Here is a 22,677-nt window from a genome sequence, read left to right as displayed (position 1 = left end):
TCAGACCCCGAAGGGGAAGTCGAAACGGAAAAAAGCTAGCCGCTTCGCTAAACGCTTTTTTCTCGTTTCTCCGATTTGCTGCTTCGCAGCTAATCAGAGCCGCTGCGGAACGCGGCGCATCTCTCCCGAGCGCTCGAGGCTGCTGGCGGCAGCATCCAGCGCAAAGGCCAGCGCTGCGCCCAGCACCACGTCGATGCAGCTGTGCTGCTTGAGCAGCATGGTGGACAGGATGATGGCCATGCCCAGAACATTCGCGGCAGGCCGCATCCAGCGGCGGCCCGGCTCGTCGAAGCAGCGGCTCCGGCGGTAGCCTATCATCAACGTCACCGTGTTGAGGACGTGGATGGACGGGCAGACATTCTTGGAGCTGTCAACGGCATAGAGCATCCGCACCAGACGGGCGAAGATGTCGCTGCCATACACCCGGTAGGGCCGCAGAGCAAGCCCTGTGGGCAGAAGGACATAACAGCTCAGCGCGATGGTCATACCGGCGAAGAGGCACAGGCAGACCCGCCAGAAGTCGCTGCGCTCGCCGTGCCGCAGCAGATAGAACAGGGTAAAGGGGATCCACGCGAACCATGCAAAATAGGGGACGATGGCGTACTTGCAGAAAGGGATGACATCGTCCAGCTGGCAGTGTACCCAGATGGCAGGGACGGTGATATTCACCTCGAGCCAGTGGAACGCGGTCAGATAAAATACAGTATAAAGAGCCATGAAAGAGATGGGATGGCGTGCGATCCAGCTGCGCATCAGTAACACTTCCTTTTAGGGGCAGTATTCCATTTCGCCCCGGCTTCATAGCATTATACGCCCCAATCATGAACAAAACAAGACAAAAATCTGACAATCTTACTAAAACAGCCTGCGAAAAACTGTGCAGATAGTCGAGCTGTTTTTGTGCCGCAAACAAAAACAAGCCGCTGCCAGTTAGCAGCGGCTTGTTGCTTGAAGTTCAAGCAATGCCGTTCGGAATGGGTAAGTTCAGACGGCGGCGAAACTCAGATGAGTACGCTGGGCTGTTATGCATTCTTTGCAGCGTGCTTCTTGGTCGCATGGAGGAAGAGAGCCAGCATTGCGATGGCGAAGATAACGCCGATGGGATATGCAACAGCGGTGTTGTAGATGGTAGCGCCCTCAGCGGTCTTGCTGTTGAGGATGCTGCCCAGGCACTCAGGAGCCAGAATGAAGTAAGTAGAAGAAACTGCGCTCATGAAGGTAGCAGGCACAGCGGTGATCCAGTAGTTCTTCTTCTCCTGGAAGAGGTACATGGAAGCAGCCCACAGAACGATCATAGCCAGAGTCTGGTTGGTCCAGCTGAAGTAGCGCCAGATAACGGTGTAGTTGATGAAGCCCAGTGCATTGCCGATGCCCAGGAAAGAGCCAACGCCCAGAACGGGGATGCAGAGCTTCAGGCGGTTTGCGTAGCTGTCCTGATCGATCTTGAACCAGTCGGCCAGGGTCAGACGAGCGGAACGGAATGCGGTATCGCCAGAGGTGATGGGGCAGACGACGACGCCGATCATAGCCAGTGCGATGCCCACACCGCCCATGGTCTTGGAGCAGACGTCGTAGATAGCAGCGGACTGGCCCTCAGCCAGAGCAGCTGCCAGACCGGTGTTCAGACCACCGGTGATCTCGTACAGGGAGCAGCCAGCTGCGGCCCAGATCAGAGCGATGATGCCCTCGCAGACCATTGCGCCGTAGAAGACGAAGTGGCCCTGCTTCTCACTCTTCATGCAGCGAGCCATCAGAGGCGACTGAGTGGAGTGGAAACCGGAGATAGCGCCGCAGGCGACGGTGATGAACATGAAGCTCCAGATAGGAGTTCCGGAGGGATGCATGCTGCCGAAGTGCTCCCAGATCTCGGGGATGGTGTAGGCGGGGTTGGTGAAGATGCCAAAGATAACGCCGACAGCCATGATGATCAGGCAGATGCCGAAGATGGGGTAGATCTTACCGATGACGGCGTCGATGGAGATGAAGGTCGCGATGAAGTAGTAGACCAGGATGATGACCAGCCAGAACAGGGTAGTGGTCAGAACACCGGACATACCGTTGTTCTTGCACAGGGTGACGATCAGGCCGGCAGGGCCGACTGCGAACACAGTACCGACCATGATCAGCAGCACGACGGAGAACACACGCATGACGTTCTGCATCACAGGGCCGAGGTATTTGCCGGTGATCTCTGCGATAGAGCCGCCGTCATTACGCTCGCTCATCATGCCGGAGAAGTAGTCGTGGACACCACCTGCAAAGATGGTGCCGAAGGTGATCCACAGGAATACCACAGGGCCCCACAGAGCACCCTGCAGTGCGCCGAAGATGGGGCCGAGGCCCGCGATGTTCAGCAGCTGGACCAGAAACAGCTTCCACTGGGGCATCACGACGTAGTCAACACCGTCGTTGATGCGGACAGCGGGAGTTTCACGGTCATCGGGTCCGAACGTGTTGTCAACGATCTTGCCATAGACGAAGTAACCGCCGATCAGGATCGCTAAACAGAGTAAGAAACTAATCATACCAGAAACCTCCTTTTTGATTTCTACAGCCGGCCCCATTCTGCCGACTGCCAAAATCATCCTTGGCCTTATGTTAACACATTCTTCATAAAATGAATAATATGCTTCTGGTATGGGTCATATATCAAAAAATATATGGCCCGGCACCCTGTTTGTGGGATGCCGGGCCATATTTTAACGAAGATGCGATTGAATTTCGAGGCTGTTTCTCTTTGAAACGATTCCGGAAATGTCCGGAGGGCAGTTTGCCGAAAATTCTTGCACGTTTTTGTGCAGAGTGCTGAGGCGAGGCACTTTTTTGCCTTTTTTCGTGGCTTTTTCGCATAAAATGGCGAGAACTGAAAAACGTCCTTATTTTACCGTGAGGGCGGCTTCCCGGTGGAGCAGGTCGATGAATGCCTGTTCTTCGGACCGGAGCGCGCCGTGGTCGGGGTAGACCAGCACGTCCCGCATGACCTGACGCTGGGCGGGGCATTTTTTGAGCACCAGATGGAACTGGTCCAGCGCCCGCTGGGGCATGGGGGAGGCCCACATATAAGCTGAGGGCAGCTGCTGCAAGATAGAAAGCTGGCTGCACCGCTCGTAGACATGGATGCGGCGGCTGTCGTTGACGTGCCAGCGCACGCCGTCGCCGCCGTCTTCGCCGGGGAGCTGGAAGTCGTCGTGCATGATCTCCATATAATGGTTCAGCTCCGAGAGGTCTTTCACCTCGTGCTTGGCCAGCGGGCCGTCCCGGTTGGTGAGCAGGCGGTACTCGAACTCCATCACAGGCTCCATTTTCAGGCCCCGGCGGGCGCAGTAGTGGATGTAGTGGTCGTCGTCCTCGGCGGCATACCGCAGCAGCGCCAGGTGATAACCCCGGCGCAGCACGAAGTCCAGCGCCTCCATGGAGCCGCCCTCCCGGATGTGGATGCGGAGCTGGTCGGCCCCGGCGGCTTCTTTCAAGAAATCCACCGCCGCATAGGAGGCGTAGGTGGCGTGGGAGATCATCACCCGCAGCTCGGCGCAGCGCTCCCGGGCGTGGTGGGCATCTTCGGTCAGGCGGTCTACCTCTTCCAACACCCGCGCGGCCTGCTCGATGAACCGCCGCCCCTGCTCGGTGGGGATCATGCCGGTGGACGAGCGCTCAAAGATGCGCAGGCCGTATTCCTCTTCCAGATTCTTCAGCGCTTTGCTGACGTTGGGCTGGGCGGCGTAGAGCTGCTTTGCCGCAGCGCTCACCGAGCCCCATTTCTTAATGGCAACGAGATAACGCAGTTCTGTGATGTTCAAAGCTCTTCTCCCCCGGTCAATGCAGATTCTCCTTTATTTTATCAGCCCGGCGGCAGGCGTGTCAAGCCGCGGTTGACGCCTCGAAGAGCGGGGCTTATAATAAAGAAAAATGCCCCGCTCAAAAGCAGGGCAGGAGGTGGAAGCTATGGAGCGTTACCGCGTTGTGCGCATCGAAGAGCAGATGTACGGCTGCGAAGAGCTGCCCGAAGGGGCCGAGGTCTGCTGTGACGTGACGGTAGAGGCAGCGGACGGCATCCGGAAGACCCTGTCCTGCCCCGACGCCGAGCTGACACGGCAGGGCATCGACGAGGGAGACACTGTGCTCTGGGACGGCACGACCCTGCGCAAAGCCTGAATTTGGAAGAGAGCTGGAAAAGGAGAGGAACATCATGAAAAAAATCGAGACTTCTGCCCTCATCGGCCTGGGTGCGCTGGGCATCCTCTTTGGCCGGAAGATGCCCGGCGTGAAGGTCATTGCGGACGCGGAGCGCGTTGCCCGCTACTCGGCCCAGCCGGTGGTCTGCAACGGCAAAGAGTGCCATTTCGACTATGTTACGCCGGAGCAGGGCCAGCCGGTTGACCTGGTCCTCGTGGCCGTCAAGGCCACTGTGCTTGAGCAGGCCATCAAGGACATCAAAAAGTTCGTCGGCCCCGACACTATCATCGTCAGCGTGCTCAACGGCATCACCAGTGAGAATGACATCGAAGCTGTCTATCCCGGCCACTGCCTGTGGAGCGTCGCCATCGGGATGGACGCTACCCGCGTGGGCCGCAGCCTGACGTTCGGTGCCGAAGGCCGCATTCAGTTCGGTGAGAAGAGCGGCGAGATGACCGACCGCGTAAAAGCGGTGGACGAATACCTCACCGCCTGCGGCATCGCCAGCGAGCCCTGCAATGACATCCTCTTCAAGCAGTGGAGCAAGCTGATGGTCAACGACGGCCTCAATCAGGCGGCCGCTGCTTTTGACCTGCCCTACGGCGGCCTGACCAAGCCCGGCCCGGCCTATGATAAGATGATTGAAGCTATGCAGGAAGTCATTGATTTGTCGGTGCTGGAGGGCGTCAATCTGCCTGCCGACAACCACAAAGCCTTCCTCGAATCCATGGCCCCCACCTTCAAGCCCGACGGAATGCCCAGTATGCGGCAGGACGTCCTCGCCAAGCGCCCCACCGAGGTGGAGCAGTTTGCAGGTGTCGTCCGCCGTCTGGCCCAAAAGCACGGGATGCCCACTCCGGCCAACGATTTCTTCTATGAAAAGATCCGGGAGATCGAGGCCAATTACAATAAATAAGGAGACACCATGCACAGCATTTATTTTGCCCGCCACGGCGAGACGGTCTGGAACGTGGAGAATAAGATCTGCGGCATGACCGACAGCCCCCTCACCAAAAAAGGCCGTCAGCAGGCCCGGGAGCTGGGCCAGAAGGTCAAGGAAAGCGGCGTCCACATCGACGAGATATTGTACTCGCCTCTGAGCCGCGCCGCCGACACCGCAAAGGCCGTGGCCGAGGCCACCGGCCTGCCCGCCCGCTGTGAGCCCCGCCTGCGGGAGCAGTGCTTTGGCAAATACGAAGGCACGCCCCGGGACGGCGCAGAGTTCCGCATCTCCAAGACCCATTTTGCCGACCGCTACGACGGCGGCGAGAGCATGATGCAGCTGGCCCAGCGCATTTATAATCTGCTGGACGAGCTGCGGCAGGATGAGAACAAGACCTATCTTCTCGTGGCTCACAACGGCATTGCCCGTGTAGTGGAGTCCTATTTCCACGATATGACCAACGAGGAGTATTCCGCCGCCGGCATCAAAAACTGTGAGTTGGTGGAATACCGGTTCGAATAACAGCAAAAAGGCCATCGGGAGAACCCGATGGCCTTTCTTTTCAACAGGATGCTTTGCGATAGTGGAAAACTTTGTCCTTGGTGATGAACATCAGTACCGTGACGCAGAGCGCACCGGCTTCGGCTGCCGTGACGGCCAGCCAGACGCCCTCGATGCCCAGAACCATGGGCAGGAAGATGAGGGCCAGCAGCTGGAACAGCAAAGTGCGCAGGAAGGAGATGAGCGCACTGGTCACGCCGTCGCCCAGAGCAGTGAAGAAGGAGGAGCCGTAGACATTGAAGCCCATGAGGAAGAAGTTCAGGGCGTAGACGCGGAAGGCGTGGCTGGTCAGTGCCAGCAGCTCGGCGTCGTAGCCCACAAAGATGCGGGCCACATAGGGGATGACCAGCATGGAGAGGGCGGTCATAACGACGGCGATGACGCCGATGAGGCGGAGACTCTTGGAGTAAAGGTTGTTCAGCTCGGCGTGGTTGCGTGCGCCGTAGTGGTAGCTGACGATGGGGGCGCTGCCGACGGCATAGCCCACGAAGACGGCCACAAACAGGAACGCCGCATACATGATGACGCCATAAGCCGCGACACCGTTTTCACCGGCAAAGCGGAGGAGCTGGTAATTGTAAAGAATGTTGACCAGCGACATGGAAAGATTGGTCATCAGCTCCGAGGAGCCGTTGATGCAGGCGCTGCGGATGACGCCGCCGTTCCACTGGGCGCGGCCCAGATGGATAGAGCTGGTGGAGCACTTATTAAGGAAGTAGAACACTGGCAGCACGCCGCCCACGGCCTGACTGATGAAAGTGGCGATGGCCGCGCCCTCCACGCCGCCGTGAAGCATACCCACCAGCACGACGTCCAATACCATGTTGGTAACGCCTGCCGCCACCGTGAAGGCGAAGCCCAGATGCGGCTTTTCGGCGGTGACGAAGAAGCTCTGGAACATATTCTGCAAAATGAAGAAGGGCAGGGACAGCATCAGGAGGCGGCCATACCGGACGGCATAATCCAGCATCTCGCCCTCTGCGCCCAGCAGCGCCGCCGCCGGGCGGACGATGAGAACGCCGACGGCGGAGAGAACGATGCCCGCGAGGAGGCCCGTCCAGACAAAAAGGCTGAAATAGCGGTCGGCCTTTTCCCGGTCGCCCTCGCCCAGCGTGATGCCCACGATGGCGCTGCCGCCGGTGCCAAGCATGAAGCCCACCGAGCCGACCAGCATCGGCACAGGCATGATGAGGTTGACGGCGGCAAAAGCCGTTTTGCCCACAAAGTTCGAGACGCACAGGCCGTCCACGATGCCGTAGATGGAGGTGAACAGCATGGTGCCGACGCAGGGCAGCACGAACCGCAAAAGGCGGCTGTAATCAAAGTGGTCAGATAACTGTATTTTCTGCTTTGACATGGGTACTCCTTGTTACATCCCGGGCCGCCAGCCGGTGCAGTAGCGGGCATAATCCCGGTCTGCCTGCTTGACGTAGAGCACCAGCTCCTCGCCGCCGTCCTTTTTGGTGCGCTGACGCACCTTGGTGGGCAGGTTCTGGCGGTGGAGCAGTTCGATCTCGTCGTTCAGCTCTTCTTCGGTGTCAAAGGTGTCCAGCTCGATCCAGTGGGTGGCAAAGAGCCAGAATTTTACAAGATGTTCGTTCAAGATCCAATTTCCTCCGATGCATTCAGACGGTAAAAGGGCGCGATGGCGTTCACGTCGCCGTGGCGCACGATGGAATAGGTGATGTCACAGTAGGGCTGGATGGCGGTGCTCTTCTCGACGGTGGAGATGAGCAGGACCTGCAGCTGCATCCGGCGGAACAGCTCCATCATGGGACGGATGCGGTCGCTGGTCATCTTGCTGAACGCTTCGTCCAGCAGCACCAGACGGATGCTGTTCTCGCTCTTCTGGTAAATCTGGAGCAGCGACGCGCAGATAGCTACATAGAAGGGGGCCTGATTCTCGCCGCCGGAGGAATCGCGGCTGACGCGGGAAAGGGAAGCCTGCTGGCCGGAGACGGTGTTGGTCACTTTGATGTCGTAGTCGAGATAGGTGCGGTAGTCTACATAATCCGAAAGGGTGACATTCTCGGGGCGGCGGCCCTCCTGCCGGGCGCGGGTGTTCTCGTCCACATCGGCCATGATCTTTTCCATCAGCTCGTCCACCTGACGCTCATAGACGGGGTCGGCGGTGGCGGCGAGGTTGTCCAGCGAGTCGCCGTCGGTCATCTGCTGGTTTCCCTTGTCCACGATGACCTGATAGAATGCGGCCAGCTGGGGGTCGCGGCTGGGGCCAAGCTCAAAGCGGTAGACCTCTTCGCCGTAGGTCAGCTGTTCCATCACCTTGTTCAGCTCCCGGAACTGCCGCCGTGCGTTGAAGATGTCATCCTTCATCCGGAAGAGGATGTCCTTGCGGAAGCGGTCCTTGCAGTCGCGCTGTGCCTGCTCGAGGCGGGCGGCGTACCGCTCCAAATCAATGCGCACGAGGCTCTCGTGCTGGGCGCGGTACTGCTCGATGCCTGTAAGGCCCAGCGGATGATCGCAGACATAGCGGGTGTTGTACTCTTTCTGGGCAGGCTCGAGGGTGCCGGTGAGGTAGACGGCCAGTGCGTCGTCCAGCCGGGCCTGTGCCTTTTCGGCGGACTGGGCCGCATAGCGCGGGCCTTTGTCCTTGCTCAGGGCCGCAAAGCGCTCCCGTGCCAGCGGCTCCAAAAGCGGGTACTGCCCGAAGAACCGGTCGGCGGCATCCTTTGCCTGCCTGGCGGTCTCTTCTGCCTTGGTCTGCTCAGCCTCGCAGGAGGCCAGCTGCTTTTCGCAGACACGGATGTCGCCGCCGGCTGTCTCCACAGCGGCGCGGGCGGCGTCCCACGCGGCCTCGCGGGCCTCGTCCTCTTTGTAAAGCTGCTGCAGCATCGGGTTCTCGCGGCACTCGGCCAGCTTCTGCTCCTGTGCGGTGCAGTCGGCGCGGGCCGCTTCCAGCGCGGCGCGGGCGTCCCACAGCGCGGCCAGCTCATCCATGACGCTGCTGTGCAGCACATCCTGATAGCTGTCCCGTGCGGCTTTGAGGGCGGCGGCAGACTGCGCCGCTTCCTTGCTGCGGGCGGTCAGCTCATCCAGAGCTTTCGTCAGCGCTTCGGCCCGGGCGCGGCGGGCGTCAAGGCCGATATACCGCTGGGGTGTGCGGAGACGCTCGAGGCGGAAGGGGTGGTGGCGCAGCAGGTCGCGGGTAGCGCTGTCGGGATAGTTTTCCAGTGTGTCGGGGGTGTCACAGCAGACGATGCGCCGCAGGATGGTGTCGGCGTACTGTGCGGCCAGCGGGTTCTCGCTTCGGACCTGCGCGGCGAGGCTGTCGGCAGGGGCGGCGTCGGCCTTGCGGTTGGCCGTGCGGATGCTGGGGGTGTCCAGCAGGCTGATGGGGCCGACCTTGTCCCGCAGGGCCACAAAGGCGCTCTTGGCGGCGGCGTAGTGGGCAGGCGGCACGAGGATGTCGAACCGGCGGTCGCCGAGGCAGGCTTCCACGCAGTCCTGCCAGCTCTCGTCCTCGACGCTCAGCAGTTCGCAGAAGATTTTGGCGTCCGGCGTCATGCCGCGGCTCTTGAGCTCAGCGTTCACGGCGTCCCGCACTCTGGTGGCGGCGTCGCCGTGGGGGTAGACCCACCGGCCTCCCGAGACGGAGGCCAGCTCCGCCTGCTTTTCCTGTACTTCGGCGGTGAGGGCGTCGGCGCTCTGCCGTGCGGCGAAATACTGCTCTTCCAGCGGCTTTTCCAGCCCGGCGAGGGCGCTTTGGAGCTGAGGCAGAGTCTCCGCCGTCAGTGAGGCAGGCCAGAGCGATTTTTCGACGGCAAAGCCGCTGCGCTGCAAGCTCTGCAAGAGGCTCTGCACTTTGCCTGCGGCGGCTTCGCTTCTGGAAGTGTCCCGGCCGGCCTTGTCCAGTGCGGTCTTTTTGCGGGCCAGCTCTTCACTCAGGGCGTCCAGCGCCCGGCCCTCGCCGCTGGCGGCGGCACTGTGGGCCGAGAGGTAGGCCCGGCGGGCCTCGGCTTCGGCGTCTTTTGCGGCGGCGTAGCGGGCTGTCAGCTCTTCGTGCTGGCGCTTTCCGGCGGCAAGATGCTCCTGCCAGGTGTTCGTCCCGGCGGCGGCTTCCTCAGCACGGGCCAGCAGGGCAGTGCCTCGGTTGACGAGGGCTTCCGTTTCCTTCTGGGCAGCTTCGCGGCCATAGTCCACGATTTGTTCCAGCGCGGCGGCGCGGGTCTGGGCTTCGGCCAGCACGGCGTGGAGGTTTTCCAACTCCACCCGGTCGCCCTGCAAAGCTTCCAAATCAAGCTCGGGCTGAGGCAGGATGTACTGATATAAAAACTCCCGGAAGTTGGGGATCTCGTCCATACTGGTACCCATCTGGAAGACTTCGTTGAACTTCTTGCCCAGCGGGCTTGCGGCGCGGCCGATGCCCAGCGCCCGGCAGATGCGGTCGCGGGCTTCGCCGGGGCTGCGGGTGTAGGAGAGACGGCCCACAGCGGGCTTGAAGTTCTCCTTCGAGCTGGGCGCGCCGGTGCGGGGGTCGATGAAGGGCAGCTGCTCGAGGGTGCAGCCGTCCTCGGAGATATACCAGGTCTGGTCGCCGGGATGGAGCTCCTGCATGGGGCCTTCCGACTCGACCCGGACGGCGATGACGAAGTGGGTGCGCTTGACGCTGTCCCAGAACTCCGCGCCGATGTAGGCCACGGTGCGGCCCGGGCGGCGGTAGGCGTTCTCGCCGCGCTGCTTGGCGTGGACAGAGCCTTGCAGGGTGCGGCCGCTCTTTTTGTTGCCGAGAGCGTTGAAGTTGCGGTTGGTGGTCAGGCAGTAGCGGATGGCGTCGAGGATGGTGGTCTTGCCCACGGCGTTGACGCCGATCATGTAGGTCAGCCGGGCGCAGTCGAAGGTGACGTTCTCAAAGTTGTGCCAGTTGATGAGCTTCAGGCGTTTCAGTTCTATCATTCTTCCACCTCCACGGCAGCGGTGCCGTCCTCCGGCCGCTCATAAAGCGAAAGCTCACTGCGGGTGCGGGTTACCTCGGCGGCAGCGTCCGCAAGGTCGGAATCCGGCAGAGCGAGCAATACAGTGGGGAATACTTCGATGCGGCTGTCCAGCCCGGAAAGCCGCCCCACCGGCCGGGCCAGATTGTACCGGCGCAGGGTGCGCAGCAGCTTTTCCAGCGTGGGCTGGTCGAGGCGGCGGGGCAGGTTCATCTTTTGGAGTTCGGCCTGTACCTCTTCCACCGTCACCAGAACCTGGTCGGCGCTGGCCGAGAGGCTCTCCCGCTTTTGGAGGTAGAGCAGGCGCAGGACTAAGAGCAGGATGCTCTCGTACTTCAGAAGCCGAGCCTGACTGCCCTCATGCTCGTTGACGAGGGCCGCCGCCTGCAGCGGGGCGGGGTAGAGCACCACCGAGTAGCCCAGCGGCGCAAACACGGCCCGCACTTCGTTGAGGTGGTCCTGAACATAAAGATATTTGGCGCGCTGGTCCTCCACGCCGCCCAGCACAAAGCAGTGATTGAGCAGATAATTTGCGCACTCTTCCAGCATTTTATTCGTTTCGGTCATCTTCGGCGTCCTCCTTGCGGGGTGTCAGAGTAAATTCTTCAAACCGGAAGCCGCCCCGCGTGGCCCACTCGCCGGTGAGCTGGATGTCATAACAGCGGCGCGGCGACTGGGAGTAGGTGTGCAGTCCGATGATGCGTGCGAAGTCGTTCGGGTATTCGTCGGCGAGGGTGGACGCCGAGACAGAAGGCCGTGCGGACAGCGCCTGCCGGGCGAGGATGTCCACGTTCTCCTCGGTGACGGCCATCCGGGCGTAGTCCAGCAGGAGCTTCTGCTCCCGGCGGAGCTGCTCTTCGTCCAGCTGTCCGGCCTGCACCGGGGCCAGCGGCGCGTCGGTGCGGGGTGCGGCCGGAGGATAGAGCGGCTTTTCGCCGAAGACCTGCACCGGCCAGAGCTTGAGCCGCGCGGCCAGCGGGCCGTCGTCCGGCTCAAAGAGTTGGTCGGGCGTTTTGATGTTCTCAGCGTACCGCCGCAGCAGGGCGGTGACGCTGCCCTGGGCCGAGCGGTCGCTCAGCAGCAGGAACTGCGCCCGCTGAACGGCCCGCTTGCGGTAGCGGACGTGGCTGGCGTCGATCTCCCGGATGAGGGTGCTCATCTCTTCGAGGGCGTCCCGCTGTTTCTGGATGAGGGCGCGGACGGCGGGAGCGGCCTCGCTCGGGGCGCAGCGCTCCACCCGGGCGTAATCCAGCGCCAGCTGGGGCAGGTAGTTCGTCTCGCAGTCGTCCAGTCCCTCTTCGAGGAAGGCGCGGTAGTTGAACAGGTTGTCGCTGGTCTTGAAGCGGTGGTAGGCGGCCGCCACCACCTTTTCTTCGTACTGGTCGAAAAGCTCCAAGACTTCCTGCGGGGTGCGGTTGCGGGTGAGGCGGTCGATGTAGTGGCCGATGGAGGCGTTGAGGGCGCGGAGGGACTTGTTCAGCGCCTCAAGGTCGCCGGCTACCTCCCGCAGGACGTTCTCGTAGGGGCTCTTCTCTTCGCCCACGTTCTGCAAAAGCTGCCACGCCTTGTAGAGCTTGCCGGTGTAGGTGACGACCCGGGGGTTCAGGATCTCTTCCAGCGCTTCGAGAAGCGGCGTCACCTCCGGCACAAAGGCCAGCGCAGGCTCTTCTTCGTAGCTGCCGGGCTGTTCGGCCAGCCAGCCGGTGCGCCGCAGCCGCAGCAGAAAGCCCAGCGCCAGCGTGTGGGGGTCGCGGGTGGGCTGCTCGGCCTCATCGCCCGCGTCGTCGGCGTCCAGTGCCAGAGGCTTTGCCAGCGCGGCGAAGTAATCCTCGGCCCGGGATACGGCCTCGGCCCGCAGGATGCTGTAATCTGCCGTGTGGCGGCACTCCTCCCACAGCAAGAGCAGCAGCTCTGCATAAAATGCCCGGTTCGGCCCCGCCAGCGGCCGGAACAGCCGCGGGCTGACCAGTTCAAACAACTGCATCCGTATGCCCCTTTCAATCGGTAAATATCGACTTCTATTGTACCACAGTTGACAGGGATTTGCACCCCGCCGGGAAATAAAAACACGGGCCGGCAAAGCGGTATAAAACCCCTTTGCCGGCCCGTGCGGCGCTCCCTTATTCCCAGACCCGGCGGCAATGCCGCACAAAAGCCTGACAATGATTGATTCGATGATAGCACGACTTTGGCATTCTGTCAACCAAATTGCTGAAAAAAGAAGAAAGTGTGAAAGGATTTCTCCAATCTTTTCCTGAAATTACACACATTTTCCACGAATTTGTGATAGCCTTAAATACAGAAGAACTCCCCGATAATGTACTCGTTCGAAATACAAGGCGGAACTACTCCTGATAGATGCACAACAGCCCCCCGGAATGCAGGACTCCGGGGGGCTTCGTGTTTATAAGAGGCGTTTACCAGCAGCCGCGCACCCGGAAATCCCGCTCCCATGGGTCGGGGGCGAGGTCGCGCTGGCGGAGCGAGGTGATCTGGATATAGTCGCTGCGCTGGATGAGGGCGAACAGCTTGAGGAAGAGGGCCGGGTCGCCCTGCACCTCCAGCGTGACCGAGCCGTCGTCCTCGTTCTCCACCCAGCCGGTGAGGCCAAGGCTCTGGGCGGCGTACCGGGCGCGGTAGCGGAAGCCCACGCCCTGCACCTGCCCTTCGATGGAGTACCGCCGCCGGACGGTGCCCTCGGGCAGGGCGGGGGGCTGGCGGTCCTTTTCATTCAGAAAATCAAACATAAGCGGCTTACAGCTCCTGATATGCGCTCATCAGAGCGGGGATGAACTGCTTTTTGCGGCTGACGACGCCGGGCAGCACCCAGCTGCCATCTTCTTCCGGCTCCTTCTCGAAGCCGCTGCGCAGCATCTCGTCGGCATGACGGCCGGTGCAGATGACGACGCTCTCTTCCTTCGGCACATCGGTCAGCAGCATATAGAGGTCCTCCACGTTCTGCTTGCCGCAGGCTTCGGGCAGATAGGGGGTGAGCAGCTTCTGGGCCGCTTTCAGGTTCTTGCGGGTCATGTAGCTGCCCTGCGCCACGCCGAAGCGGACGTCGCCGCACATGAACACCTTGAAATCCTGCAGGAAGACTTCCTCCGGGGTCTTGCCGTCCAGCTTCTCGCCGGCCTCGAACATCTCGGAGGCAAAGGCGTCGATCTCGACGCCCGCGATTTTGGCGAGGCGGTTGGCGATGGAGACATCGACGGGAGTGCAGGTGGGGCTGCGGAAGACCAGCGTATCCGAGAGGATGGCCGCCAGCAGCAGACCGGCGATCTGAGGCCGTATCTCGACGCCGTTCTCATCGTACATCTGGGTGATGATGGTGGCGGTGCAGCCTACGGGCTGGTTGCGGAAATAGACCGGGCCGCTGGTCTCAAGGCTGCCGATGCGGTGGTGGTCGATGATCTCCAGGATCTCAGCCTGGTCGAAGCCCTCCACGGCCTGAGTGGCCTCGTTGTGGTCCACCAGGATGATGCGGCGCTTGCGCAGGGCGATGATGTTGCGGCGGCTGACCATGCCGCAGTACTTGCCGTCCTCGTCGAGGATGGGGAAGTAGCGGTGGCGCACCTTGGCCATCACGCGGGTGACGTCGGCCACCGGGGTGACGAGGGTGAATTTCATGATGTCGTCGCGGGTCATATAGTAGGAGATGGGGGCGCACTGGCTCATGAGCTTGCCGGCGGCGTAGGTGTCGCAGGGGGCGGTCATGATGGCAACGCCGGTCTCCTCGGCAATGCGCTGGATGGTGCGGCCCACCTTGGCGCCGTTGCAGATGATGAGGAGGGATGCTTCCTTCTCGATGGCGCACAGCTGGCTCTCATAGCGGTTGGTCAGGATGACGATGTCGCCCTTTTCGACGTTGTTTTCCAGCATCTCAGGGGTGGCAGTGCCGATTTTGATATGACCGGTGGTGCAGACGGCGTTCTCGTTGCCGACGACCATGGTGCCGCCGAGGGTCTCGAGGATATTTTTATAGGTGGTGCGGCTGGTGGCAAGCACACCGGTGTCGAACACGTCCATGTTGGCCGTGGCGATGTCCTTCACGGTGATGATGCCTTCCAGCTCGTTGTCGGCGCTCGTGATGGGCAGGGTGTCGATCTGCTGGTCACGCATGATCTCCCATGCCTTGCGCAGACTGGTGGAGCCGGGGATGCCGGGCATCTCGCGGTAGTCCACATCACGGATCTTCGGGTTGACATCGGTACACATCCGGGGCGGCGCGACGCCGAACCGCTTGAGCACGAATTCCGTCTCCTGGTTCATCCGTCCGGCCCGGCGGGCCTCGCAGACGAGGGAGCTTGTCTTATTTTTCAGCTCTGCATACGCAATGGCAGAGCAGATAGAGTCGGTGTCCGGGTTGCGATGTCCGATGACCACGACTTTATGAGCTGTCTTTGGCATAGATTCCTTCCCCCTTGTGGGTCATGGGTTGTCCTTCTTATCATGATACCGGAGCGCCGTTTTATCCGCGTCCCTGCACGGCGCGGAAAAGGGAAGCCCTCTGGTAACTTTCATTGTAACACAAGATGGAATGGGGGTAAAGTGGCGCAGAGGAGCAGGATTCTTAAAATTTTGAGAGATTCTTGTATACATCTTCTTGCCTTTTGGGAAAAGGCGCTGTATCATAGGGATAAGTCTGTATACTTTGAAAAAGCCCCTTCGGGGGCGGCGCGGAGGAGCGAATGACGAGCACAAAATTTGAAACGAAGCCTTTGTTTACCCGCCAGCAGCTGACGGCCCTGCTGCTGCCGCTCATTGCGGAGCAGGCCCTGAGCGTGACCATCGGCCTAGCCGATACCCTCATGGTGTCGTCGGTGGGCGAGGCGGCGGTGTCGGGCGTGAGCCTTGTGGACACCTTCAACACCCTGATGATACAGATCATGACGGCGCTGGCCACCGGCGGCGCGGTGGTCGCCAGCCAGTACATCGGCCATCGGGAGGAGAAGAGCGCCCGGGCTGCTGCCGCACAGATCATGTTCATCATGTCCAGCTTCAGCATTCTTGTGGCAGCGGTGGTCGTGGTGGGACGCCACGCCATCCTGCGGGGCATCTTCGGCTCCATCGACGCCGATGTGATGAAGTACGCCGAGACATATTTCCTGCTGTCGGCCCTGAGCTACCCTTTCATCGGCCTGTATAACGCAGGCGCGGCCCTCTTCCGGGCGCAGGGCAACAGTAAGATCAGCATGATGTCCAGCCTTGTGATGAATGTCGTCAACATCGGCGGCAATGCCATCCTCATCTTTGGCTTCAAGATGGGCGTCATGGGTGCGGCGCTGGCCAGCCTCGTCTCCCGCGCGGTGGCCTGCTGTGCCGTCCTCTTCCTGCTCCAGAAGCCGGGTTGTATGCTCCGCGTCACCGGCCTGTCGGCCCTGAAGCCGGACGGAAAGCTCATCCGGCGCATCCTGCGGGTGGGCATCCCGGCGGGCATCGAGAACGGGATGTTCCAAATCGGCAAACTGTCTGTGGCCAGCCTCACCAGCACCCTCGGCACCGCCGCCATCGCGGCCAATGCCGTGGCCAACACCACCAGCACCTTCCTGAACATCCCGGCCAGCGCCGTCGGCATGGCGGTGCTCACGGTGGTGGGCCAGTGCCTCGGTGCAGGCGAGAAAGAGCAGGCTGTCTGGTATGCCCGCCGTCTGCTGCTGGTGGCCTACTGCGGTGCCTGGGTCATGAACCTGTCGGCCTTCTTCTTCGCTGACCGCTGGGCGCTGTCCTGGTTCAGTCTCTCGCCGGAGGCTTCGGCCATGGCGCTGGAAGTCATGATGTGGTTCAATATCGTCTCCCTCTTCTTCTGGCCCTCCAGCTTCACCCTGCCCAACATCCTCCGCGCCGCCGGCGACGCCAGCTTCACCATGACCGTCAGCATCGTGTCCATGTGGGTGTTCCGCGTGGGCTTCTGCTATCTGTGGGTCCTGAAGATGGGCGGCGGACTGCTCAGCATCTGGATGGGTATGTATCTCGACTGGGCGTTCCGCTCCATCTGCTTTATGGTGCGTTTTGTCCGGGAAAAATGGCTCGAGCAGAAGGTCATCTGAAACTTCCTCTTGCTTTTTTCGGCTCAGAGTGGCAGAATGAGAAAAAGAAATGGAAGAAGGGGATTCTCTATGCTGTTTCATCCTGCACAACTGGGCCTCGCCCATCTGGACAAAGCAACGCTGGAAGCCGATAAGAAAGCCTGCAAAAAGATCGGCCCCTGCGGCGTGGGCAAAAAGGCCCTCTACCTCAACAGCTTTTACATCGACCGCCGGTATTATCTGCCCTATGGCAGCATCAGCCGTGTGTTTAAGCGGGTGGCCATGAGTCAGGGAGGCTTCTCCGGCAAGGGGATGTTTGCCTCGATGGCTTACCTCGTGGTGGAGTACGACGGCGGCAAGCAGAAGCAGTGCAACTTCAAGGACGAGCGGGACGTGGACGCCCTGCTGGAAGTTCTGGCGAAAGAACAGCCCAACATCCCGCGTCTGAGCGCCGCAGGCGAGGCGGAAATTGCCCGCCAGAAGGCCGAGAAAGCTGCCCGGAGGCTGCCCCAGCTCTCGAAAGAGGCAGAGCAGAGCGTGGGCCAGCTCAAGCGCGCATCGGACTACCTCGCCAAGAAACCGGAGCTTGCCAAAGAGCTCAGCGCCGCCGAGCGCCGCAAGCGCGCCCAGCTGCAGAGCAAGCCGGTGTATAAATATGTGGCGCTCATCATCAGTCTGTTCGGCGTGGTGTCTGCGGCCTATGGCATCCAGAGCATCATCAACCACACCGGAAACTACGGCATCTACTTTGCGCTGTTCGGCTTTGCGGCCATCTTCCTCTTCTCCAGCTACAACATGATGCCTACGGCCCACAACAACCGTAATGCCATCATGAAGCGTGCCGACAGGGCCGAAGCGGCCATGGCCGAGTACATCAAAGCCTATCCCGGCGGGAACTTCCCGGTGCCGGACATTTACGCTCACCCTGTGGTGCTCAAGCAGATGACCGATGCTCTTCAGGAGGGCCGGGCCGTCACCCTGCCCGAAGCTCTCGAGGCTGTGAAGAACCGCCTCAAAGAGGTCAACGCCGACGTTCAGGTGGAGCAGGAAGAGTACGACGAGATCGTCCAGATCAAGGCCATGTTCCTCAACCACGATTATCAGTAACGAAATAAAGAAATGCCATCGCCTCGCGGCGATGGCATTTTTGTGTCTTATCAGACTTCTGCGGGCTGGGGCTGAGTGAATATCTTCATGCTGTCCTTGTAGGCGTGGATGAAGTAGACGATCTCTGCGATGGCGGTCAGCGTCCAGGAGCAGGGGTAGAGCAGGTAGAGCGAGGGAATGGTATGGAAGTGGGCGAAGATGGTGTAGACCCAGATGACCCGGAACACGCAGGAGCCGAGGACGACGATGACAGTCGGCACTACTGTCTTGCCCAGGCCGCGGGAGGCCGCGATGGTGCAGTCCATGAAGGCCGAGATGCAGTAGGCAAAGCCCATGACGCCCACACGCTTCATGCCGGCGTCGATGACGGCGCCCTCGGTGGTGAAGAGGGCGAGAAACTGCCGCCCGAAGATGAACAGCGAACCGCCCAGCACGAGGCCGACGCCGAAGGAGTAGGCGAGGGCGATGAAGTAGCTCTTCTTCACGCGGTCAGGCTTGCCCGCGCCGTAGTTCTGACTCATGAAGCTGGCGCAGGCCATATAGAACGCGGCCATTGCGTCGTATATCATATTGTCGGCGTTGGCGGCGGCGGAGTTGCCCTTGACCATGAGGGAGTCAAAGGAGTTGACACCGGCCTGAATGAAGAGGTTTGCAATGGCGAAGACGGCGTTCTGGAATCCGGCGGGCAGGCCCAGCGCGAGGATGCGCTGGGTGGTGGCAGGGTCGAGGGCGACCTTGTGGAAGTCCAGGGCGTAGCAGTCCTGCACGCGGGTCAGCGCCCGCAGAACGAGGAAGGCCGAGACGCACTGGGAAATGGCACTTGCCAGCGCCACGCCCACCACGTCCAGATGGCAGACGATGACGAAGAAGAGGTTGAGCAGGATGTTCAGCGCGCCCGCGATGCACAGGTAGTACAGCGGCTTTTTCGTCTCGCCAATGGCGCTGAAGATGGCGTTGCCGTAGTTATAAAGAGCCAGCGCCGGCATACCGAGGAAGTACACCCGCAGGTAGAGCACGGCGCCGGGGTAGAGGTCTTCTTTGGTGTTGAGCAGGTGGAGCAGGGCCGGAGAACCCAGCAGGCCGATGAGCAGGAGCAGTACGCCGGCGGCGATGCTGACCAGCAGAGCCGAGTGGACGGTCTTCTCCACATCGTCGGCATGGCGCGCACCGTAGAACCGGGCCACCAGCACGTTGATGCCGTTGCTCAGACCGATGAGAAAACCGGTGAACAGGGTGACGAAGATGCTGGTGGAGCCTACCGAGCCGAGGGCCGTGGAGCCTGCGAACCGGCCCACCACAGCCACGTCCGACATATTAAAGAGCACCTGCAGCAGATTGGACAGGACCAGCGGCAGGCTGACCAGGAGGATCTGTTTGGCCAGAGGCCCTTCGGTCAGAGACTTTGCGGATGAACTCATAGTTTCTTTTTTCCTTTTCTTATCCCAAAACAGTGCCCGCGCACACCGGGGCACAAGCTCTATTATAAAGATGTTTTTGCTTTTTGCAATATAAAAAGATGGCCCTCTGACAATAGAAAAGGGTCTGTTGCAAAATAGCTCCAACAAAAATGAGATAGACTTCTCCAACGACCCAGCCATCCTTGCCTGCTGGAACAGCGAGGAAGTCCAAAGAGAATTTGCCGCGTGGCAGGCGGAACAGGCGCATCATACCTCCAGCAAAGAGAAACAGAGCGTTCCCGACGGGGAACGCTCTGTTGTACATATCGTTATTGTTCGTGGATTTTTCAGGGTGCGTCCGCAGGGCGCACCCTATTTTTGTTTCATCATGGTTGGGTGTACGTCAAAACGCATCACCGCAACTCCTTATAGGTTTCTTCCGGCACCGGCTCGCACCACTCGTTAGAGGTGCCTTCGCCGGGTACTTCCACTGCCAGATGAGAGAACCAGCAATCGGGTGCAGCACCGTGCCAATGCTTGACCTCCGGGGGAATATTCACCACATCGCCCGGATGCAGCTCCCGTGGCGCTTTGCCCCATTCCTGATAGTAGCCCCGTCCTGCCACGCAGACAAGGATCTGCCCACCGCCCTTTGCAGCATGGTGGATGTGCCAGTTGTTCCGGCAGCCCGGCTCAAAGGTGACGTTGTAAATGCCAACCTGTGCGGTGGACAAGGGGGCCAGATAGCTTTTTCCGCTGAAATATTGTGCAAAACCGTCGTTGGATGCACCGATGGGGAACACCATTTCACTCTGGTGCTTTGCCTTGGCATCCTCTGCAGCGTCCTCTGCCCAGACTTCCTTGGCCATGCGGAAAGCCGCCCACGCCTTGGGCCAACCTGCATAAAACGCCGCATGGGTCAGGATCTCTGCAATCTCAGTCCGGGTAATACCGTTGTTTTTCGCTGCCGTCAGGTGATACCGAAACGAGGAGTCCGTCAGTCCCTGCGCCATCAGTGCTACCACCGTCACAAGGCTGCGGTCCCGGAGGGAGAGTTTATCCTCTCGGCTCCACACCTGCCCGAACAGTACCTCATCGTTAAGTTCTGCAAATTTTGGTGCAAATTCGCCCAGAGCATCCCGCCCTGCGGTCTGTTTTACTGCCATTATACGTTCCTCCCCATCTCGTAAGCCTGTGCCATGGCAGAGGTGTTTTGCACCGCACCCGGCTCATAGACACCACCTGCTACAAGGACGCCCTTTTCCACGGCTCCTTCCACGCAGTCTGCATAGCCCCGGAAGCAGGCCAGCGTAGTGTCCGCAGAGGATTTTTCCTCGTCTGCCATAGTGGTGATGTAGTAGAATTCCTTGTCTTTGACCTCAAGCCACCGTGCCACGGTACGGTCGATCACTGCCTTCAACTGGGCACTGATGGAGTAGAAGTATACCGGGCTTGCCAGCACAATGACATCGGCATCGATCATCTTTTGCAGGATGTCTGCCATATCATCCTTGTGGACGCAGGCTCCGCCGTGGGTGCTGCAGTAGTAGCAGCCGGAACAGGGAGCCACCTTTTTCTCAGCGACCCGGATCTTTTCTGCTTTGTGCCCGGCATCCTGCGCTCCACGCAGAAATTCATCGCATAGAATATCAGAGTTACCGCCCTTCCGGGGACTGCCAGACAAAATCAATACCTTCTTGCTCATAGGAACCTCCTTGACAGCAGAGTGCATCCGCATTATGATGTTGATAAAGTTTGATTTTATCATACAACTTAAAGCGTACTTTAAGTCAAGGGCTTTTTGAAAAAACGGAGGTTTCAGATGATCTATACCGTAGGTGAAATGGCACAAAAGCTGGGCGTACCTGCCTCAACCCTGCGCTACTACGACAAAGAAGGGTTACTTCCCTTTGTGGAGCGTTCCTCCGGCGGCATTCGGATGTTCCGGGAAAATGACTTCGAGTGGCTGCAGGTCATCCGCTGCATGAAAAAAGCCGGAATGTCCATCAAGGACATCCGACAGTATATTGAGCTTTCCATGCAGGGAGACGACACCATTGACACCCGGCTGGAAATGTTCCGGCATCAGCGCGAGGTGCTCACCCAGCAGATCCAGCAGTTACAGCACACGCTGGAGACCGTGGAGTATAAATGCTGGTTCTATGAAGCCGCCAAAGCCGCTGGGACAGTGGATGTCCCCGGTGCAATGACCGATGCGGATGTGCCGGAGCAGTTCCGTGCCATCCGGCAGGAGCTTCGGGGACAGAAGATGCCGAATATCGAAAGATAAGAAATGCCGTTCCAGTTGCTTTTGGAACGGCATTTCTCTTAATCTTCTAACCCATGGCTCCCAGCCGTATTTTTCAAATATTCTTCCGGCTCGCCGTTCAGAATCAGGTCTGCATACGCCAGCGGGTCATTGTAGATGAGATAATTCAGTAGAAAACAAAAAATCCGAACCCTTCTCCCATTGAGAAAAGGTTCGGATTTTCATTGTTTGGTGCGACCGGGAGGATTCGAACCTCTGGCCTTCCGGGTCGGAGCCGAACGCTCTATCCAGCTGAGCTACGATCGCACGATTTGTACTGATGAATCAGTACAATATAGTATAGCACAGCCTCTTGCAAAATGCAAATAAAACTTCAGCGGCGATTCCGCAGCCAGATGCAGTACAGGCCGTCCGTGATGAGCGTCTCACGGTAGAGGATGGGCGTGCGGCAGGCGTCCCGGATGGCCGTGGGCAGATTGCCAGTGGCGTAGAACTTCGTCTCAGGGCCAAGCTCGGCGCAGAAATGGTCAGCCAGCCCGTCCAGCATCCCGGCAGTGCCGAGGACAAAGCCGTTCTGCAAGCAGGCGGCAGTGTTCTTGCCCAGTACGGAGGTGGGCGCAGGCGCGGAGAGGTCGATTTGAGGCAGCTGGGCGGTGTTCTGCACCAATGCAGCCAGCGAAAGCTGCGGCCCCGGCAGGATGACGCCGCCTACAAGTTCCTGTTTCTCGTTGACGGCCATCAGGGAGATGGCTGTGTCGGCAGAAATGACCACCAGAGGCCCAGAACCCTCAGCCAGTGCAGCCACCGCGCCGCAGAGCAGTTCGGCACCCAGCTGGGCGGGATTGTCCAGCCGGAGGCGGATGCCGCTCTTGAGTCCCGGCCCGACGGTCAGGATGCGCACCGGGCAGAGCATCTGCAAAGCGGCCAGTACCCGCCCCGTCAGCGCAGGCACCACACTGCCCAGAATGCCGCCCTCAATTTGTTCTGGCGAAGCGCCGTGGAGCGAAAGCAGATTCAGCAGCCGCAGGCCGTATTCATCGACGGTGGCGGCGGGGTCGGTGTGGAGCCGTCCGCAGAATTTCAGGTCGTCGTGCTCGTAGCCGCCAATGGTGATGTGGGTGTTGCCGAGATTGACGGTAAGTATCATGGTTGGTACCTCCCTGCTTGCTTATAATGTATATATAATATATAACACCTTCGTCTTCCCTTGGCAAGGGGAGACGCTGCGGCCATGGCCGCAGCGGAG

At 60.1% G+C, this 22,677-nt stretch carries 21 protein-coding genes, 1 tRNA gene and 1 pseudogene; 6 read left to right on the top strand and 17 right to left on the bottom strand.

Going from position 1 to position 22,677, the window contains the following annotated elements; genetic code table 11:
- Positions 1-93: 93 nt before the first annotated feature.
- From AAAU26_RS08845 to AAAU26_RS08835, 3 genes are all read right to left on the bottom strand, one after another.
- The gene (locus AAAU26_RS08845; protein ID WP_227619371.1) at positions 94-753 is read right to left on the bottom strand and encodes a phosphatase PAP2 family protein; all 660 of its coding nucleotides are present in this window, start codon (positions 751-753) and stop codon (positions 94-96) included.
- Positions 754-1,022: 269 nt separating this feature from the next.
- A complete protein-coding gene (locus AAAU26_RS08840; protein WP_227619370.1) occupies positions 1,023-2,525 on the bottom strand; it encodes a carbon starvation CstA family protein in 1,503 nt (500 codons plus the stop codon).
- A gap of 351 nt (positions 2,526-2,876) precedes the next feature.
- The gene (locus AAAU26_RS08835) at positions 2,877-3,797 is read right to left on the bottom strand and encodes a LysR family transcriptional regulator (protein WP_227619369.1); all 921 of its coding nucleotides are present in this window, start codon (positions 3,795-3,797) and stop codon (positions 2,877-2,879) included.
- A 145-nt stretch (positions 3,798-3,942) separates the two neighbouring features.
- Here AAAU26_RS08835 and AAAU26_RS08830 point away from each other — a divergent pair, with 145 nt between their 5' ends.
- The 3 genes from AAAU26_RS08830 to AAAU26_RS08820 are packed head-to-tail and all read left to right on the top strand — an operon-like array spanning position 3,943 to position 5,638.
- The gene (locus tag AAAU26_RS08830; protein WP_227619368.1) at positions 3,943-4,152 is read left to right on the top strand and encodes a hypothetical protein; all 210 of its coding nucleotides are present in this window, start codon (positions 3,943-3,945) and stop codon (positions 4,150-4,152) included.
- A gap of 34 nt (positions 4,153-4,186) precedes the next feature.
- Positions 4,187-5,089: a ketopantoate reductase family protein gene (locus AAAU26_RS08825; protein WP_227619367.1), complete on the top strand. Its 903-nt coding sequence runs from the start codon at positions 4,187-4,189 to the stop codon at positions 5,087-5,089.
- 9 nt (positions 5,090-5,098) lie between these two features.
- Positions 5,099-5,638, top strand: coding sequence for a histidine phosphatase family protein (locus AAAU26_RS08820; RefSeq protein WP_227619366.1), 540 nt, complete (start codon positions 5,099-5,101; stop codon positions 5,636-5,638).
- A gap of 40 nt (positions 5,639-5,678) precedes the next feature.
- Here the strand turns inward: AAAU26_RS08820 and AAAU26_RS08815 are convergent, their stop codons facing one another.
- The 7 genes from AAAU26_RS08815 to AAAU26_RS08785 all read right to left on the bottom strand — a co-directional run bounded on the left by AAAU26_RS08815 (position 5,679) and on the right by AAAU26_RS08785 (position 15,039).
- The gene (locus tag AAAU26_RS08815; RefSeq protein ID WP_227619365.1) at positions 5,679-7,034 is read right to left on the bottom strand and encodes an MATE family efflux transporter; all 1,356 of its coding nucleotides are present in this window, start codon (positions 7,032-7,034) and stop codon (positions 5,679-5,681) included.
- A 12-nt stretch (positions 7,035-7,046) separates the two neighbouring features.
- The gene (locus AAAU26_RS08810) at positions 7,047-7,280 is read right to left on the bottom strand and encodes a hypothetical protein (RefSeq protein ID WP_227619364.1); all 234 of its coding nucleotides are present in this window, start codon (positions 7,278-7,280) and stop codon (positions 7,047-7,049) included.
- Entirely contained in the window at positions 7,277-10,591 is a 3,315-nt protein-coding gene (locus AAAU26_RS08805) for an ATP-binding protein (RefSeq protein WP_227619363.1), read from the bottom strand. The genes AAAU26_RS08810 and AAAU26_RS08805 overlap by 4 nt, the downstream gene beginning before the upstream one ends.
- Positions 10,588-11,196 carry a DUF4194 domain-containing protein gene (locus AAAU26_RS08800; RefSeq protein WP_149794707.1) on the bottom strand — a complete coding sequence of 203 codons (609 nt, stop codon included), beginning with the start codon at positions 11,194-11,196 and terminating at the stop codon, positions 10,588-10,590. The genes AAAU26_RS08805 and AAAU26_RS08800 overlap by 4 nt, the downstream gene beginning before the upstream one ends.
- The gene (locus AAAU26_RS08795) at positions 11,180-12,613 is read right to left on the bottom strand and encodes a Wadjet anti-phage system protein JetA family protein (RefSeq protein ID WP_227619362.1); all 1,434 of its coding nucleotides are present in this window, start codon (positions 12,611-12,613) and stop codon (positions 11,180-11,182) included. The genes AAAU26_RS08800 and AAAU26_RS08795 overlap by 17 nt, the downstream gene beginning before the upstream one ends.
- 433 nt (positions 12,614-13,046) lie before the next feature.
- On the bottom strand, positions 13,047-13,376 hold the full coding sequence (locus AAAU26_RS08790) for an acylphosphatase (RefSeq protein ID WP_227619361.1): 330 nt from the start codon (positions 13,374-13,376) through the stop codon (positions 13,047-13,049).
- Positions 13,377-13,383: 7 nt separating this feature from the next.
- Complete coding sequence (locus tag AAAU26_RS08785) at positions 13,384-15,039, bottom strand: putative manganese-dependent inorganic diphosphatase (RefSeq protein WP_227619360.1); 1,656 nt, start codon at positions 15,037-15,039, stop codon at positions 13,384-13,386.
- Between the two features lie 281 nt (positions 15,040-15,320).
- On the opposite strand from AAAU26_RS08785, the gene AAAU26_RS08780 reads away from it, so the two are divergent.
- The gene (locus AAAU26_RS08780) at positions 15,321-16,679 is read left to right on the top strand and encodes an MATE family efflux transporter (protein WP_227619359.1); all 1,359 of its coding nucleotides are present in this window, start codon (positions 15,321-15,323) and stop codon (positions 16,677-16,679) included.
- A 69-nt stretch (positions 16,680-16,748) separates the two neighbouring features.
- Positions 16,749-17,765 carry an ATPase P gene (locus tag AAAU26_RS08775; RefSeq protein WP_217210764.1) on the top strand — a complete coding sequence of 339 codons (1,017 nt, stop codon included), beginning with the start codon at positions 16,749-16,751 and terminating at the stop codon, positions 17,763-17,765.
- Between the two features lie 50 nt (positions 17,766-17,815).
- On the opposite strand, the gene AAAU26_RS08770 is transcribed toward AAAU26_RS08775, so the two are convergent.
- The 4 genes from AAAU26_RS08770 to AAAU26_RS08755 form a co-directional block, all read right to left on the bottom strand.
- Positions 17,816-19,183, bottom strand: coding sequence for an MATE family efflux transporter (locus tag AAAU26_RS08770; protein WP_227619358.1), 1,368 nt, complete (start codon positions 19,181-19,183; stop codon positions 17,816-17,818).
- Positions 19,184-19,202: 19 nt separating this feature from the next.
- Positions 19,203-19,433, bottom strand: a complete 231-nt coding sequence (locus AAAU26_RS08765) for a hypothetical protein (protein ID WP_227619357.1) — start codon at positions 19,431-19,433, stop codon at positions 19,203-19,205.
- Between the two features lie 142 nt (positions 19,434-19,575).
- Positions 19,576-20,328 (bottom strand): carboxymuconolactone decarboxylase family protein, encoded by a 753-nt coding sequence (locus AAAU26_RS08760; protein ID WP_227619356.1) that lies wholly within the window; start codon positions 20,326-20,328, stop codon positions 19,576-19,578.
- Positions 20,328-20,867 (bottom strand): flavodoxin family protein, encoded by a 540-nt coding sequence (locus AAAU26_RS08755; RefSeq protein WP_207677170.1) that lies wholly within the window; start codon positions 20,865-20,867, stop codon positions 20,328-20,330. The genes AAAU26_RS08760 and AAAU26_RS08755 overlap by 1 nt, the downstream gene beginning before the upstream one ends.
- A gap of 117 nt (positions 20,868-20,984) precedes the next feature.
- On the opposite strand from AAAU26_RS08755, the gene AAAU26_RS08750 reads away from it, so the two are divergent.
- Positions 20,985-21,452 carry a MerR family transcriptional regulator gene (locus tag AAAU26_RS08750; RefSeq protein WP_097775446.1) on the top strand — a complete coding sequence of 156 codons (468 nt, stop codon included), beginning with the start codon at positions 20,985-20,987 and terminating at the stop codon, positions 21,450-21,452.
- 38 nt (positions 21,453-21,490) lie between these two features.
- On the opposite strand, the pseudogene AAAU26_RS08745 reads toward AAAU26_RS08750, so the two are convergent.
- From AAAU26_RS08745 to AAAU26_RS08735, 3 genes and pseudogenes are all read right to left on the bottom strand, one after another.
- Positions 21,491-21,601: pseudogene (locus AAAU26_RS08745) on the bottom strand (DUF6061 family protein); the annotation flags it as partial.
- Positions 21,602-21,660: 59 nt separating this feature from the next.
- Positions 21,661-21,737 (bottom strand) — tRNA-Arg (locus tag AAAU26_RS08740).
- 67 nt (positions 21,738-21,804) lie between these two features.
- The gene (locus tag AAAU26_RS08735) at positions 21,805-22,578 is read right to left on the bottom strand and encodes a type III pantothenate kinase (RefSeq protein WP_227619355.1); all 774 of its coding nucleotides are present in this window, start codon (positions 22,576-22,578) and stop codon (positions 21,805-21,807) included.
- Positions 22,579-22,677 lie beyond the last annotated feature (99 nt).

This window comes from Faecalibacterium longum (assembly GCF_040094125.1).
GTDB lineage: Bacteria > Bacillota > Clostridia > Oscillospirales > Ruminococcaceae > Faecalibacterium > Faecalibacterium longum.
The sequence above is the reverse complement of the archived record's forward strand: the minus strand, read 5'-3'. Positions and strand labels throughout refer to the sequence as shown.

Bases quoted from the DNA above. Each gene is read 5' to 3' on its own strand.
- AAAU26_RS08845 (WP_227619371.1), bottom strand. From the start codon at position 753: ATGCGCAGCTGGATCGCACGCCATCCCATCTCTTTCATGGCTCTTTAT.
- AAAU26_RS08840 (WP_227619370.1), bottom strand. From the start codon at position 2,525: ATGATTAGTTTCTTACTCTGTTTAGCGATCCTGATCGGCGGTTACTTC.
- AAAU26_RS08830 (WP_227619368.1), top strand. From the start codon at position 3,943: ATGGAGCGTTACCGCGTTGTGCGCATCGAAGAGCAGATGTACGGCTGC.
- AAAU26_RS08825 (WP_227619367.1), top strand. From the start codon at position 4,187: ATGAAAAAAATCGAGACTTCTGCCCTCATCGGCCTGGGTGCGCTGGGC.
- AAAU26_RS08820 (WP_227619366.1), top strand. From the start codon at position 5,099: ATGCACAGCATTTATTTTGCCCGCCACGGCGAGACGGTCTGGAACGTG.
- AAAU26_RS08815 (WP_227619365.1), bottom strand. From the start codon at position 7,034: ATGTCAAAGCAGAAAATACAGTTATCTGACCACTTTGATTACAGCCGC.
- AAAU26_RS08805 (WP_227619363.1), bottom strand. From the start codon at position 10,591: ATGATAGAACTGAAACGCCTGAAGCTCATCAACTGGCACAACTTTGAG.
- AAAU26_RS08800 (WP_149794707.1), bottom strand. From the start codon at position 11,196: ATGACCGAAACGAATAAAATGCTGGAAGAGTGCGCAAATTATCTGCTC.
- AAAU26_RS08795 (WP_227619362.1), bottom strand. From the start codon at position 12,613: ATGCAGTTGTTTGAACTGGTCAGCCCGCGGCTGTTCCGGCCGCTGGCG.
- AAAU26_RS08790 (WP_227619361.1), bottom strand. From the start codon at position 13,376: ATGTTTGATTTTCTGAATGAAAAGGACCGCCAGCCCCCCGCCCTGCCC.
- AAAU26_RS08785 (WP_227619360.1), bottom strand. From the start codon at position 15,039: ATGCCAAAGACAGCTCATAAAGTCGTGGTCATCGGACATCGCAACCCG.
- AAAU26_RS08780 (WP_227619359.1), top strand. From the start codon at position 15,321: ATGACGAGCACAAAATTTGAAACGAAGCCTTTGTTTACCCGCCAGCAG.
- AAAU26_RS08775 (WP_217210764.1), top strand. From the start codon at position 16,749: ATGCTGTTTCATCCTGCACAACTGGGCCTCGCCCATCTGGACAAAGCA.
- AAAU26_RS08770 (WP_227619358.1), bottom strand. From the start codon at position 19,183: ATGAGTTCATCCGCAAAGTCTCTGACCGAAGGGCCTCTGGCCAAACAG.
- AAAU26_RS08765 (WP_227619357.1), bottom strand. From the start codon at position 19,433: ATGATGCGCCTGTTCCGCCTGCCACGCGGCAAATTCTCTTTGGACTTC.
- AAAU26_RS08760 (WP_227619356.1), bottom strand. From the start codon at position 20,328: ATGGCAGTAAAACAGACCGCAGGGCGGGATGCTCTGGGCGAATTTGCA.
- AAAU26_RS08755 (WP_207677170.1), bottom strand. From the start codon at position 20,867: ATGAGCAAGAAGGTATTGATTTTGTCTGGCAGTCCCCGGAAGGGCGGT.
- AAAU26_RS08750 (WP_097775446.1), top strand. From the start codon at position 20,985: ATGATCTATACCGTAGGTGAAATGGCACAAAAGCTGGGCGTACCTGCC.
- AAAU26_RS08735 (WP_227619355.1), bottom strand. From the start codon at position 22,578: ATGATACTTACCGTCAATCTCGGCAACACCCACATCACCATTGGCGGC.